This is a genomic window from Bradyrhizobium sp. C9 (assembly GCF_002532045.1).
GTDB lineage: Bacteria > Pseudomonadota > Alphaproteobacteria > Rhizobiales > Xanthobacteraceae > Bradyrhizobium.
This window is the reverse complement of sequence record NZ_NWTG01000002.1, coordinates 329137-343211: the sequence shown is the minus strand read 5'-3', so window position 1 is coordinate 343211 and position 14075 is coordinate 329137. Positions and strand designations below refer to the sequence as shown.

Annotated in this window: 13 protein-coding genes; 5 read left to right on the top strand and 8 right to left on the bottom strand. The window is 64.2% G+C overall.

Annotated elements, in window-relative coordinates; genetic code table 11:
- Nucleotides 1-2: 2 nt before the first annotated feature.
- Nucleotides 3-1346: an oxygenase MpaB family protein gene (locus CO675_RS06460; RefSeq protein WP_097671198.1), complete on the bottom strand. Its 1344-nt coding sequence runs from the start codon at nucleotides 1344-1346 to the stop codon at nucleotides 3-5.
- Between the two features lie 91 nt (nucleotides 1347-1437).
- On the opposite strand from CO675_RS06460, the gene CO675_RS06455 reads away from it, so the two are divergent.
- On the top strand, nucleotides 1438-2112 hold the full coding sequence (locus CO675_RS06455) for a CerR family C-terminal domain-containing protein (protein WP_097671197.1): 675 nt from the start codon (nucleotides 1438-1440) through the stop codon (nucleotides 2110-2112).
- A gap of 33 nt (nucleotides 2113-2145) precedes the next feature.
- On the opposite strand, the gene CO675_RS06450 is transcribed toward CO675_RS06455, so the two are convergent.
- Complete coding sequence (locus CO675_RS06450; protein ID WP_092120423.1) at nucleotides 2146-2550, bottom strand: YccF domain-containing protein; 405 nt, start codon at nucleotides 2548-2550, stop codon at nucleotides 2146-2148.
- A gap of 169 nt (nucleotides 2551-2719) precedes the next feature.
- Here CO675_RS06450 and CO675_RS06445 point away from each other — a divergent pair, with 169 nt between their 5' ends.
- The gene (locus tag CO675_RS06445; protein ID WP_097671196.1) at nucleotides 2720-3361 is read left to right on the top strand and encodes a carboxymuconolactone decarboxylase family protein; all 642 of its coding nucleotides are present in this window, start codon (nucleotides 2720-2722) and stop codon (nucleotides 3359-3361) included.
- A 375-nt stretch (nucleotides 3362-3736) separates the two neighbouring features.
- On the opposite strand, the gene CO675_RS06440 is transcribed toward CO675_RS06445, so the two are convergent.
- Nucleotides 3737-5509, bottom strand: a complete 1773-nt coding sequence (locus tag CO675_RS06440) for a putative bifunctional diguanylate cyclase/phosphodiesterase (protein ID WP_198964508.1) — start codon at nucleotides 5507-5509, stop codon at nucleotides 3737-3739.
- Between the two features lie 213 nt (nucleotides 5510-5722).
- Nucleotides 5723-6685, bottom strand: a complete 963-nt coding sequence (locus CO675_RS06435; protein WP_097671195.1) for a sensor histidine kinase — start codon at nucleotides 6683-6685, stop codon at nucleotides 5723-5725.
- A 178-nt stretch (nucleotides 6686-6863) separates the two neighbouring features.
- On the opposite strand from CO675_RS06435, the gene CO675_RS06430 reads away from it, so the two are divergent.
- Nucleotides 6864-7706, top strand: a complete 843-nt coding sequence (locus tag CO675_RS06430; RefSeq protein WP_097671194.1) for an SDR family NAD(P)-dependent oxidoreductase — start codon at nucleotides 6864-6866, stop codon at nucleotides 7704-7706.
- 162 nt (nucleotides 7707-7868) lie between these two features.
- A complete protein-coding gene (locus tag CO675_RS06425) occupies nucleotides 7869-8882 on the top strand; it encodes an adenylate/guanylate cyclase domain-containing protein (protein ID WP_097671193.1) in 1014 nt (337 codons plus the stop codon).
- A gap of 94 nt (nucleotides 8883-8976) precedes the next feature.
- Here the strand turns inward: CO675_RS06425 and CO675_RS06420 are convergent, their stop codons facing one another.
- The 3 genes from CO675_RS06420 to CO675_RS06410 are packed head-to-tail and all read right to left on the bottom strand — an operon-like array spanning nucleotide 8977 to nucleotide 11154.
- Entirely contained in the window at nucleotides 8977-9609 is a 633-nt protein-coding gene (locus CO675_RS06420) for a glutathione S-transferase family protein (protein WP_097671192.1), read from the bottom strand.
- A 16-nt stretch (nucleotides 9610-9625) separates the two neighbouring features.
- Nucleotides 9626-10372, bottom strand: a complete 747-nt coding sequence (locus CO675_RS06415; protein WP_097671191.1) for an SDR family NAD(P)-dependent oxidoreductase — start codon at nucleotides 10370-10372, stop codon at nucleotides 9626-9628.
- A gap of 35 nt (nucleotides 10373-10407) precedes the next feature.
- Nucleotides 10408-11154 (bottom strand): SDR family NAD(P)-dependent oxidoreductase, encoded by a 747-nt coding sequence (locus CO675_RS06410; RefSeq protein ID WP_097671190.1) that lies wholly within the window; start codon nucleotides 11152-11154, stop codon nucleotides 10408-10410.
- Between the two features lie 177 nt (nucleotides 11155-11331).
- Here CO675_RS06410 and CO675_RS06405 point away from each other — a divergent pair, with 177 nt between their 5' ends.
- Complete coding sequence (locus tag CO675_RS06405) at nucleotides 11332-12240, top strand: LysR family transcriptional regulator (RefSeq protein WP_097671189.1); 909 nt, start codon at nucleotides 11332-11334, stop codon at nucleotides 12238-12240.
- 352 nt (nucleotides 12241-12592) lie between these two features.
- Here CO675_RS06405 and CO675_RS06400 read toward each other — a convergent pair whose 3' ends face one another.
- The gene (locus CO675_RS06400) at nucleotides 12593-13834 is read right to left on the bottom strand and encodes an LLM class flavin-dependent oxidoreductase (RefSeq protein WP_097671188.1); all 1242 of its coding nucleotides are present in this window, start codon (nucleotides 13832-13834) and stop codon (nucleotides 12593-12595) included.
- Nucleotides 13835-14075: the final 241 nt, after the last annotated feature.

Here is a 14075-nt window from a genome sequence, read left to right as displayed (position 1 = left end):
CTTCAGGATTTCACCACGGATGGATGCGCCGGCCGATAGGCCGAGGCATCTGTCGTGAACTCGGCGTGGCCGTAGTCCTTCAAGAGATTTTCGATTCGCTTGACCAGCCGCCGATCCGCGGCCTCGCGCAGGCCGGGAATGCGGGATGCCAGCCGGTAGAGCGCAAGCCGCGTGAATAGGAAGATCCCGACCAGCGCTGTCACGGTGCGATCCTTGGCCGTGATCGGCACGCCGATCGATGCGGCCCTCGCTTTGTCGCCGTTCAGGAAGCTGTTCAGGAAGAACGTCTTCGCGAAGCTGCGTTCGAAGAATTCGAACAGGCGGCTGCCAACGGATTCGTCGGAGCGCAAGGTTGCCGCCATCGTGGCCCGGACCAGTTCGCCGCAGGTCTCGTCGTCATAGCCAGCCCGCAGTGTCGCGGAACGCAGCAGCATGAGATCGACAATTCCCTTCGGCGTATCGGCGAGCAGGTCCTCCGGCAGGCCGAGCAGGACGCAGCGGTAGCGCGCAAGCTCGACGCGGGCGCGTTCCTCCGCTGTGAACTCGGTGCGGCCGTCGGCCAGCACCTTCTGCGCCAGCAGGAAGATCGGGATCAGTCCGGCGGGCATCTGGTCGACCTGCGGAATCGGGATGCCGTAGACCGAGATGTCCCAATTGTCGGCGCGGCGCATCACGTTGGCGCGCACCATCGAATGCATCAGCCGCACCATAGCCGCTGCCTTGAAGCCCGCGCCGAACCGCCCGAGCGCACCTGGAAGCACTGAGGTGGCAAAGAACGTCGCGGTCTCCTTGACGCGCCGTGCCGATGAGCCGCTCGACAAGGCGTTGGTGATCGCCATCGGCAGCGCCGCGTATTTGTTCATGAAGGTGGCGAGAAACGCGCCGCGGATGATGAAGGGGCTCAGATTGGCGGCCGCGTTGCGATCGATCCGCGCGCCTTCCTCGACCAGCTTCATGTCGAGCCAGGCGGGCGTCCGCTCCATGTCGCGGATCAGCGCGATCAGTTCACCAGGCGCATCGGCCACCGCTTCGACGCCGGCATCGCAGGCCTGAACCAGCATGGTGACCAGGCGGCGGAAGCCGTATTCGCGCATCAGCGCCGCATAGGCGTCGGCCGGCGGGTCGCCCATCATCGTGTAGCCGCGGATGAATGCCATGCGGTCGGGATCGGCCAGCAATGCGGCTCGGGCTTCGGCGAATTTTTCGGGAAGCACGCTCGGCGTGCCGGCATCTTGCGCAAATCGTTCCGGGACGATGGAGAAATCGACCTTGCCGTAGATCCCGGGATTTCTCTCCTTCTGCGCGGCGACATTGCTGCGCAGCTTTTCCAGCGTTCCGGCCTGCATCCGCGGCTCCCCCTGATCTTGATTAGATTCAACGAATTTATATCAAGCGATAGAAAATGCAATAAATAATATCGTGTGATATGATTTTCCGATGAGCGCACGAAACAGCCCCCTGCCGCCGCCGACGCGATCGGCCACGACCCCCTACAAGAAGGGTGACGAGACCCGCGACCGCATCCTCAACGCCGCGCTCGCGGCGTTCGGCAACAGCGGCTTTGCCCGGGTGACCACCCGCCAGATCGCCGAGGAGGCGGGCATCAACCTGCCTGCGCTCAACTATTATTTCGGCAACAAGGAAGGCCTCTATCTCGCCTGCGCGCATGAAATCCTGGCGCGCTATCGCGAGAGCATGGCAGCGGTCGGCGAGGCCGCCCTCGCATCGCTGCAGGGGGCACCCGATCCGGACGGCGCCCGTGCGCAGTTGAAGCTGCTGCTCACGGCGCTGGCGCGCTTCCTGCTGACGTCGGCGAGCGAGCAGAATCGCCTGTTCGTCCAGCGCGAGCTGGCGGATCCCGGGCGGGCGTTCGAGGTTCTCTATGCCGGGCTGTGGCGGCCGGGAATCGAGCTCGTGGCCCAGCTGATCATCGCAGCGTCCAGCGCGCGATTGACGACGGCGCAGGCGCGCGTCCGCGCCGTGATGATGATCGCCGGGCTGACCGGCTTCCAGTCCGGCGCGCCGATCATTTCGCGGACGATGGGCAAGGCGGCCTCGCTGACGATGGTGATCGAAGCGCTCGAAGCGCAGGTCGACGCGCTGGCGCGCTGACGAACGCCTCGCGATCCGCCTGCGGACTGCGTCTTACGCCGGCACGATCACCTTGCCGATCGGCCACAGCGCGATGCCGGCAAGCTTGAGATGCGCCCAGGCGAAGGGGATGCCGATAATGGTCACGGCCAGCAGGATGGCGGTGATCAGGTGGCCGATCGCGAGCCACCAGCCGGCCAGGATGAACCAGATCAGATTGCCGATCACGCCGAGCGGTCCGGTTCCGATATCGGACATGCCGGTGACTTCGTCGCGCCGTACGGCACGCGAGCCGAACGGCAACAGCGTGTAGACCGCGATGTTGAACGCCGCGCGTGCCCAGGGCAGCCCGATAATGGTGACGGCCATGATCACGGCGGCGATCAGCCAGCCAAACGCCATCCAGGCGCCGCCGATCAGGATCCAGAGGATGTTCAGGAGGATAGACACAGGCTGCATGGCTGACACCTTCGCGCCGCTTCGGACGCCCTCAATATAGGCTGACGTCGGGCGTGGCGGTAGGTGCGGCCCGAACGCGCACTCGCCGCGTTGCATCTGTCTTGATCGCGACTAAGCTCGCGCGATCGTGCAGGACACGAGAAGCCTGCAGCGGAAAGGGAGAGCAACAATGAGAAAATTACCTGGGGCGGGCGTTCTGGCCGTGCTGGCGTTGACTGCACCAGCCGCAGCCCGAGCCGAGGACGCCGTGCGTTTCGCGCCGCTCAAGGCCGAGGAGCTGTCGCCGCGGCAAAAGGCCTGGGCCGACCTGATCAGCGCGCCGCCGCGGAATGCGAAGTTCACCGCGCCGCCCTACCGCGCCTATATCCGCAATCCCGACCTGGCGCCGAAGCTGTCGAACCTGTCGGACTATCTGCGCTGGAACACCTCGCTGCCGCCGCGGCTGAGCGAAATGGCGATCCTGATCACGGCGCGGCACTGGACCGCGCAATACGAATGGTCCGCGCACTATCCGTTGGCGATGAAGGGCGGGCTCGATCCGAAGATCGCGGATGCGATCGCCAAGGGCGCGCGGCCCGACGGCATGAAGGACGATGAAGCCGCGCTCTATGATCTCGGCATCGCGCTCTATCGCGACCGGAAGGTCAGCGACACCGTCTACAAGGCTGCGCTGGAGAAGTTCGGCGAGCGCGGCATCATGGATATCATCGGCATCATGGGCTACTACGACCTGGTCTCGATGACGCTGATCACGATGCAGGCCGGCTCTGCCAATGACAGCGTGCCGCCATTGCCGGTGCTGGAGAAGTAGCTGCATTCGATGTCATCGCCCGGCTCGACCGGGCGATCCAGTACGCCGCGGCTCCTCGGCTCGAGCACTGCTGCCTCTGGAATACTGGATCACCCGCATGCGCGGGTGATGACACCGCGTGGTGTGACGCCTTGAATCGAGAACCATCCTCATCGTCGTCCCTGCTCCCGTGAGCAATTGCGCACCAGGCAGGGGCGACAGGCTGGAGGAACCGCAGACTCACGGCGAGATTTCGGAGTAATGGAATTGTGCCGGTGAGTTGCCCGACGTGTCAAGTCGCCTGGTCGAACGCCGGCGGCCGCCGGCTACTGTGCATGGGGTTGTTTTCAATATTTTGGCAACGTGCCCAGCGAGGGGCGCTGTCGCTTCGCGGTGCTATCGCCTGAAACCGCTGGCGCGGGAGTAGCTCTGGCGGCCTTCCTGGGCCGGGCGCGCCGCCATGCTGGCGCGGCTCTCGCTGGCGACCGGTGTCGCCGGCTTCAGGTCCTCGAGGAAGATCGGCTTGGCGAAGTAAAAGCCCTGCGCGTAACGGATCTTGGTCGCCGCCTGCAGATAGGTGAGCTCTTCGTAGGACTCAATGCCCTCGGCGATCACGGTCATGCCGAGCGCCTCGCTCAGCGATTCGATCGCGCGCAGGATGCCCTGGCTGCGCGGCCGTTGATGGATGTCGGTGATGAAGGAGCGATCGATCTTGATCTCGTCGGCCGTGATGTCGGCGAGCGCTGACAGCGACGAATAGCCGATGCCGAAATCGTCGATCGAGATGCCGACGCCGATGCCGCGCAGGATCGGTACGATCTGGTCCTGGAAATGCGACCGGGTCACGAACGCGTCCTCGGTCACCTCGATCATGAATCGTTTCGGGAAGCCGGTCTCCTCGATCGCGATCGCGAAGCGGCGCATGAACTCGAGGTTGGAGGCCTGCTTGGCGGCGACATTGATGCTGATCGTCGCCGTGGGGCCGAACGTGTCGTTGATCAGGTCGATCGACTTGACGATCTCCGCCAGCACCAGAAACGTCAGCTCGTCGATCAGGCCGAGCTCCACCGCGAGGTCGATGAAGGTGCCCGGCGCCTGGATCACGCCCTCGTCGTCGCGCAGCCGCACCAGCGCCTCGATGCCCTTGACCTCCAGGGTGCGGATGTCGACCTTGGCCTGGAAGGCGCAGCAGAAGCGCTTTTCAAGGATTGCCAGCCGCAGCGACTGCTCGATCTTCATCCGCGCCAGCGCCTCGCGCTCCATGCTGTTGTCGAAGAATGCGATCGAGCCCTTGCCGTTGTTCTTGACGCGGTACATCGCGATGTCGGCGTTCTGGCGCAGCGCCTCGTAGCCCCGGCCATGCACCGGGTAGAGGCTGACGCCGATCGAGGTCGAGGCGAAGATCTCGGAGTCCTCGATGAAGAACGGCGCCTTCAGCCGCTCCTGCATGACATGGATGAATTCGGCAACCTCGTCATTGCCGCTGATCGGGTTCAGCAGCAGCAGGAACTCGTCGCCGGAGATCCGGGACAGGATGTCGGTCTCGCGCAGCGCGTGGCCGAGCCGCTTGGACAGTTCGACCAGCAGTGCGTCGCCGATCGCGTGGCCGTAATAGTCGTTGATGTGCTTGAAATTGTCGACATCGAGGAAGGCGAGCGCGAATTGGCTCTGCGAGGAGTCGCGGATCAGGCCGTTGACGCGATGCTCGATCACCCGCCGGGTCGGCAGGCTGGTCAGTTCATCGTAATAGGCCGAGCGGAACAGTTGGTCCTCGAACGCCTTCTGTTCGCTGATGTCGGTCGAGGTCGAAATCAGGAGATTGCGCCCGGCGATCTGCACCGGCCGGTGCGAGGTGAGGAACACGTATTTGGAGGCGCCGCAGGCGAGAACCTCCTCGAGCACCACCGGACGGCCGCTGCGCAACAGGTCCAGGTTGGCGGCATGGCGCTCGTCGACCGGCGACGGCTGGCTCGCGCCGGCTGCCAGCTGCAACTGGCTCGCTGCCGCTTCGTTCACCAGGATGAACTGGCCCTGTTCGTCCTGGACCGTCACGCCGGCCGGCAGCAGCTGGAGAAGATCGCGCAGGATGCGCAATTCATTGCTGGAAATGTCGTCCTGCCCGGTTGTTGCCGTGCCCGCCTGAAAATCGTTTTTGGTGAAACTATGCATGCGCCGACCTTGGCAAAGTCCGTTGTAGTTTTGGTTAAGCGGACTTGCGAAATGCCGTGACAGAAAGAGACCCGGGCTGCTTTCGCAAGCCGTCGCGGCAATCGTCATTAACAGAGTATCAATGGCGGCATCGGCTGCCGGTGAAAGCGGTTGCGGAGCGCGCGGTTGCGTCGGCACGCGCAAATCAAGCGCGTGTGCCGAAAAGCAGGCTTATCAACAGCTCGGAAGATTGCACTGCATGATGCAGTGAACGCCGGTCTTCAGGTAACTGATCTCGGTCTTGCCGTCGAACGGCCGCAGCGCCGACTTCAACAGCTTGGTGCCGAAGCCGGCTTCGCCGATGACCTCGACCACCGGTCCCTCGGTTTCGTCCCAGATCACGTTGAGACGCCCATCGTCCACCGTCCATGACACCTGCAGAAATCCGCGCGGCGAGGAGAAGGCGCCGTATTTTCCGGCGTTGGTTGCGAGCTCATGGAAGATCAGCGCCAGCGAGACGGCGAGCTTGGCGGGCAGGAACAATTGCTCGCCATTGAGATTGAACCGCACATGGCCGTAGGGGCCAAGTTCCGAGCGCAGCAAATCCTTGATATCGCAGCCATAGCCGTCGACCCGCGCGATCAGATCGTCGGTCGCCGCGAGCGCGCGGATGCGATGGTCGATGCGCTGCCAGACGTCGGGCCGGTCCTGCAGCGCCTGATGCAGCACGGCATGAATGGTCGAGGATTTGTTCTTCAGCCGGTGCTGCAATTCGTCGACCACGATCTTGCGGTACTGCTCCTCCTCGATCAGCTGCTTGGAAACTTCGCGCTGCTGCGCGACCAGGGAACGGTAGTGCTCCACCCCCCAGATCGCGATGCCGCACACCACCCAGAAGATCATCAGCAGCGCAAAGCGCGCCGGGTCGGCGTGCGCGCTGCTGAAATTGAGCAGGACGCCGAGCAGGCCGCTGGCCAGCGCAGTTGCGATCCCGATCCGGAAGCCGCCAAGGGCGGTGGCGAAGAATACCGCAGGGAAATAGGGCGTGAAGAACACGTCCGGCCTGATCTGGGCGAGCCCGAACCGCGCGGCCGTGGCCAAAACGAGACAGAACACGGCGAAGCCGACCGCAAGCAGCAGCGATGGCTGCGCATCACCTCGCCAACTCGTCCTGAAATCGTCGATCCATCTCGCCATCGGTCGCGCCAGTTCACGTGAACAGGCGACCCAAAATAAGGCCGCTGCGACCGAAAAACCGCAGTTGTGGCCTTCTGGCCACAGGTGGACCTCGCCAGCCGTTAACTGCGCCCGCGCTTGCGCTGGCGGGAGCAGCTGGGGAATATCCGCAACATCGAAGGTAAAGTCGGGGACTGGCATGGGACGGCTGGACGGCAAGGTCGCGATCATCACCGGGGCGACCAGCGGCATCGGGTTGCGCACGGCCGAGATCTTTGTCGCAGAGGGTGCGAGGGTCGTGATCGCTGGGCGCCGCGCGCCGGAGGGCGAGGCACTGGCGCACCGGCTCGGCGGCAACTGCATCTTTCGCCAGACCGATGTCACGGTCGAGGAGCAGATGCAGGCGCTGATCGCGCTCGCGGTCGAGAAGTTCGGCCGGATCGACTGCCTGTTCAACAATGCCGGCGGACCGGCGCAGACCGGCGGCATCGAGGGCCTCGACGTCGAGCGGTTCGACGCCGCGATGGCGACCCTGGTGCGCAGCGTCATGCTCGGCATGAAGCATGTTGCGCCGATCATGCGCCAGCAGGGCTCCGGCAGCATCATCAACAACGGCAGCATCGCCGGCCGGCTCGCCGGCTTCTCCTCCTCGATGGTCTATGGCGCCGCGAAGGCCGCGGTGATCCATTTCACCAAATGCGTGGCGATGGAGCTCGGCGAGTCCGGCGTTCGCGTCAACTCGATCTCGCCCGGCGCGATCGCCACCGGCATTTTCGGCAAGGCGCTGGGGTTGTCGACTGAAGCCGCCGAGCAGACTCCGGCTGTGATGCGCGAGGTCTACAAGGCGGCGCAGCCGATCCCGCGCGCGGGCCTGCCCGACGACATCGCGCATGCCGCGGTGTTCCTCGCAAGCGACGAGTCGAGCTTCATCAACGGCCATGACCTCGTCGTCGACGGCGCCATGACCGGCGGCCGCAACTGGAGCCAGCAGCAGGCGGGCTACGTCGCGCTGCGCAAGGCATTCGATCAGGGGGCGGGCTAGCAACATCCGTCATTGCGAGCGAAGCGAAGCAATCCATCGTGCCGCTGGCTGGGAATGGATTTGCTTGGTCGCTTCGCTCCTCGCAATGACGCGGAGAGAGGTAAGACGCCTATGTCCGCATCGACCGGATCGATGAATGGTTCGCAGCGGCTCCGAGCTCGCGTGAGCGCGCGGGTCGAGCGCAAGCTGCGCTATCTCATGGCAGTCGTCATCGTTGGCATCCTGTCCGGTGTCGTGATGGGATTGATCCGCGGCGGCATTGCGACGCCGGCGCTGACCACTGGCGTCACCTATGGCTTCCTGCTCGCGGCCGTGATCGGAACGATCGAGCTGTTCGTCCTGGAGGATTGGGATTGGCTCGGCCGCTTGCCGTTCATCGCCAATCTGGCTGTGCGCAGTGCCGTCTATGCCGTCATCATCATCGGCATTCAGCTGCTGCAGCCCGGTGAACGCGTTGCGGGGTTGCCGTTGGATCCTTCGTTCGGGGATTTTTGGTCGAGCTTCGTCATGTCCGCAAGCATCTCGGTGCTGGTGAATCTCGGCTTCAGCATCGCCAATCTGATCGGTCCGCGCGCCTTCATGAACTTCGTCAGCGGACGTTATCACCGGCCTGTCGAGGAAGACCGCTTCGTGCTGTTCGTCGATATCGCCGGATCGACCGGGCTTGCCGAACGGCTCGGCGGCATCGGCATCCATCGCTTCCTCGACCGCACCTTCCGCCTGCTGACGCAGTCAGTGGTCGATTATCGCGGTGAGGTGCTCAATTACATCGGCGACGAGATCATCGTCACCTGGCCGGAGGGGAACGGTGCGGTCGATTGCCGGCCGCTGCGCTGTTTCGTGGCGATGCGCCGCGCGCTGCAAAAGGCGGCGCCGCAGTTCGAGCGCGAGTTCGGCGCGGTGCCGCAGATTCGCGGCAGCCTGCATTTCGGACCGGTGATCGTCGGCGAGATCGGCGACATCAAGCGCGCGATCGTGTTCAACGGCGACGTCATGAACACCGCCGCGCGGCTGGAGGAGCTGAGCCGCAAGGTCGACGGCGGCTTCCTCGCCTCGCGCGCGGCGATGGCGCGCTTCGCTGTGCCGCCGCCGTTTCCGGTGAGCGATCTCGGCACGCTCCCGATCCGCGGCCGCGTCGACGGCATCGACGTCGTGGGGATCGGAGCGGTGGCGTAACCTTTCGCCTCTCTCGCAAGCGGGAGCGACGGCGTACCGTGTGCTCGTCACGCCACAAGCGCCGGTCAATCGCAGGATATCTCGCGATTGACGCTTAGGCTGTCATGCTAGGTCGCGAAGCGACGGAATCGTACCATCGGCGCGTCGCCCCGTGCTCTTCCGGCGTGGATAATCCAAGGGCCTTGCTGGCGAAGTCGATTGCGACGATCGCCGTGATGTCGGCGGTACTGTACGTGTCACCCGCAACGAACGGCGTCTCTGATAGCCGTACGTCGAGGTCGCCGTAGAAATCGGCGATCCGGCGCCGGCCACGGACGACCAGTTCGGGTATCTGATCGTAGCCATGCGGACCCGCGATTGCCCGCCCCTTCAGGCCGGGGGCTCCGTTGCGTACGGTCTCCATGATCGGAGCGAAGCCCTCCAGTTCCATCCGGCGCTCCCACATGGTGACGGTCGCTTTCTCCTTGGGTGAGCTTCCGAGTAACGGAGGGTTCGGATGCGCCTCTTCGAGATAGCGGATGATCGCCGGTACTTCCGCTATGACTGTCCCATCATCGAGAACGAGCGCGGGCACGACGCGTCGTGGGTTGATTGCCGCGTAAGCGTCCGAAGACTGTTCGCGCGAGGCGAGATCGACCGGGACGAAGGGCATCGCTATGCCTTTCTCCGCCAGATAGATTCTGACGCGGCGAGAGTTGGGCGAGCTGGAGGACTGATAGAGCTTCATGGCCGATCTCCCGAAGTCAAAGCTTTGAGCCGCCGCCGACCTGGATCGTGTCGCCAGTCACCCAGCGGGCGGAATTCGAAGCGAGAAAGGTCACGGCGTCGGCGACGTCGTCGGCATGGCCGATTCGTTGCAGGGCTTGCATCTTGAGCGCGTAGTCGCGCCCCTCGTCCGTCTTGGCGAATTCCGACATGTCGGTGTCGATGATGCCCGGCGCCACGGCATTGACGCGGATGCCGCGCGGTCCGAGCAGCGAGGCGAAGTGCTTCACGAGCGTGTCGATCGCGCCCTTGGTGGCGGAATACGCCGACAACTGCCCGACAGCGGCCCGCGCCGCCAATGACGACGTCATCACGATGCTGGAACCGTCGCCCAACAGGGGGAGCAGCTGCTGCACCAGGAAGAACGGCGCGCGGACGTTGACCGCGAACATGCGATCGAAATCCTCGATGGTCTGCGCTTCGATGGTGGCGGGCACGGCAATTCCCGCGTTGGCAACGAGAATGTCGAGTTGACCGACGACAAGCTTGCGCACCTCGGCGGCGAGTCTCGGCGCGCCATCGGATGCGGACAAGTCGGCGCCGACGGCGTCGGCCTGCCCGCCGGCTTCGCGGATTTCCGCGACCAGGGAATGCGCATCCTCGGCGGAATTCCCGTAGTGAACGATAACGCGGGCGCCGGCGAGCGCGAGTGCGCGGGCGGTGGCGCGGCCGATACCTCGAGAGGCACCGGTGACGAGAGCGGTTCGGCTGATGAGGTCGGTCATGGTTGTTCTCCTGGTGGGATTGTTATCGGGGGTGTTCACGCGGCGGTCTTGCCGCCGTTGACGTTGATGATCTGGCCGGTGATGAACGACGCCTTGCTCGAAGCTGCAAACAGGATGGCGTCCGCAAGCTCCTCGGGGCGCCCCGCGCGCTTCAGCGGAACTCCCGCGACCATCCCTGCCTTGCGATCGGCGGAGCCCGTGAACCGGTCGAGCATCGCGGTCTCGATCGGGCCAGGTGCGATCGCGTTGACGCGAACGCCGAAGGCCGCCGCCTCCAGCGCGGCGGACTTGGTGAAGCCTTCGACAGCATGTTTGCTGGCAACGTAGAGGGATGCGTTGGGCGCGCCGCGGCTGCCCATGGTCGACGAGATGTTCACGATGCTGCCGAAGCCTTGCGGCTGCATGACCCGGAGTTCGTGCTTCATCGACAGCAGAACTCCGAGGACGTTCGTGTCGAACGTTGCTGCGTAGCTCTCCGCGGTCTGCTCGGTCACCGGGCCCGGCGTGCCTTCCGTGCCTGCGTTGTTGACCGCCACGTCGAGCCGGCCGAACCGCTTGATCGTCTGCTCGACCAACGCCGCAACGTCGCTCTCGCGCCGGACGTCGACGCGGACGAATTCCGCTTCAATGCCATGCGAACGGAGTTCGTCCGCCAGGGCACGGCCTGCATCGTCATGGCGACCGGAAATAACGACGTTGGCGCCCTCGCGGGCGAAGGCGAGTGCCGTGGCGCGGCCGATACCGGTAAGGGCACCTGTAATCAGAACAACGGGATTGGTCATATCACTCTCCAACTGGTGCGGTCGATATGCTTAATCGGTCTGGTTGGCCAACTCGTCCGCAATGAAAGACTCGGAGGCATTTGCGTCGGTGTGGCTTCAGTGACAGGAGATTTAGTTGAGGCTGGCTTCCTTGAGAAAGACTTAGTAGGGTTCGAGCTATACTTTTGAGGGATAGCTATGGAGCTGCGACACCTTCGTTATTTCGTCGCCGTGGCCGAGGAGGGCAGCCTCTCGGTCGCGGCCCAGAAGCGTCTGCACACCGCTCAGCCATCACTGAGCCGCCAGATTCACGACCTTGAACTGGAACTCGGTGTGCAGTTGTTCGTGCGCGGACCGCGCGGCATCGAACTGACGCCATCGGGGCGCGTCTTTCTGGACCATGCGCGCGTGGCTCTGCTGCAGGTCGAGGCCGCCGCGGAAGCGGCGAGGCGTGCGGCGCAGCCTGCGAAATCGACCTTTTCGATAGGGTTTCTTACCGGCTACGAGATGGACTGGCTTCCGGCGGTCATGAATATCTTGCGTGGCAAGCTGCCGAGCACGGAAATCACGATTCGCAGCGAGGACTCTCCCGACCTCGCCGCGGCACTTACGCGGGGCAAGATCGACCTCGCGTTCATGCGTCCGGAGAAGAGCGCGGCGGGTCTTCAGTTCAAGTTGCTCCGCCATGATCCGATCCTGGCCATGATGCCACGAGACCATCCGCTTGCGGCGCGCTCCGCGGTCCGTCCGAAGGATCTGATGGGGCAGAGCTACATCGGCGTTTCCTTGGTGAGGGCGCCGACGCTGCGGGCAGCGATCGATGATTTCTTCAAACGTCACGGGTTGGCGATCGAGACAGCGCATCAGGCAGAAAACCTGGCCATGGCCGTTTCGCTGATCGCGTCCACCGGCGGCATCAGCCTTCTTCCGCTCTATGCGCAGAACTTGATCCCGAAATCCATCGTCTGCCGTCCGATTCAGGGTGCGCCGCCCATGGTCGATCTGGTGATCGGCTACAACGAGACTAACCGCTCTCCGTTGTTGGAGTTTGTTCTCTCAAGGGTCGACGAGATCAAGTTTCAGGCGTTGGGGCGCGAGGGCGGATAGCGCAGAGAGAGCGACGCCGTCTCGATGGGAATTCGATCGTGATCGGGGTGTCCGCTTTGATCGGGCCGCGACAAATTAACCCGACGGGGCGCTTGAACGCGAAGCCGCGTCCCCACGACAACTGTCAGCGCCCGGTCGATGACACTGCGCTGTTTGGACCGAGCCCCATCCTCATCGTCGTCCCGGGGAAGGCCGGGACCCATTACCCCGAATGAGAGCTGTTGCGCAATGATGAGGCCACAGCTTTCCGCGCCAACCCAATCCTGTAGTTATTGTCCCGGCCTGCGCCGGGACGACCGCGGTGGATGTGATGCGAGCTGGAGTTCTTTCTTCCTCCAGGAAGGGCAGCAGATCACACCTTCTGCTTCGCCGCGGCCTTGGCAAGGTCGGGCGCATTCACGGCCGGGATCGCGACGCGGCCGGTGCCGGTATGCTGAAGCGCGGCGGCGGCCTTGTCGTTCTGCATGATCTTGGCCATCACAGCCTGGCCGGCGCGCTCGAACACCGCGCGGTTGTCGATCAGGAACTGGCGCGACTTGCGCAGGCCGTCGATATAGCCGTTGATCTCCGGCACGACATAGCGCGCGACCATATCCCAGCTGCGGCGCGTGTTCTCCGGGTTGGCCCAGTCATGGGCGAAGCCGATGATCGAGCCAACGCCGCCGGAGACGTCGACCAGGTTCTTGATCATCTTGATCAGGTCATCCGGCGTGCCGATGGTCGACGCAGCACCTTCGACAAAGGCGGTCTTGTCGACGGCTTCATCCGGCGAGGCGAACGCGGTGAGGCCCGGCCGCATCAGGGTGCCGACGTTATATTCGTTGTGCCAGCGCAGCAGCCCGGCGCCGGCCTCGCGCCGCGCCTGCTCGCGGGTCTCGGCGATGTGCCAGGACAGCAGCACGCGCCAGTTGGAACGGCTCACCGTGGTGCCGGCCTTCTTGGCGGCATCTTCGGCGAACTGCCATTGCTGCGGCAGCGCCATCAGGCCCTGGGTCGACATCGAGCCGAGCGAGATGATGCCGATGCCGTATTTGCCGGCAAGCGTCATGCCCGACGGCGAGATCTGCGAGGCCACCACGAACGGCATGTCCTCCTGCAGCGGCAGGATCTGCAACGCGGCGTCGTGCATCTCGAACCAGTCGGTCTTGGCGGTGACGCGCTCGCCGTTGAACAGGCGGCGGATCACCGCGATCGCCTCGTCCTGACGGTCGCGCTGGGTCATCGGGTCGATGCCGAGCGTATGCGCGTCGGAGGCGAGCGCGCCGGGGCCGGAGCCGAAGATGGCGCGGCCGCCGGTCATGTGGTCGAGCTGCACCATGCGCTGCGCGACGTTGAAGGGGTGGTGATAGGGCAGCGAGATCACGCCGGTGCCGAGCTTGATGCGCTTGGTGCGCTCGCCGGCTGCGGCCAGGAACATTTCCGGCGAGGCGATCGTCTCCCAGCCCGAGGAATGGTGTTCGCCGCACCAGAATTCGTCGTAACCGAGCGCGTCGAGCTGTTCGACGAAATCGAGGTCGCGGCGGAATTGCAGCATCGGATGCTCGCCGATCGGGTGATGCGGGGCGAGGAAGGCTCCGAACTTGAGGCGCGCCATTGGTCGTTCTCTCCGGATGATTGTTATGGGGGCTTTCCGCCAACCTACGGGGTGGCCCGGGGCAAGGCAATGCTCCGGGGTTGCGGCGCCCGCATGGTTGTTGCGCAAATCGGCCGCGATTGCCGCCCTCCGGAATGTTTCCCAGCGCATCAACGCAAATTGGCGCCGGGTCGCGCGTCCGTGATCCCAGGCTTACCTCGCAGGTAATCGAAGCAATGACTGGAATCTGCTGATGTCGGGC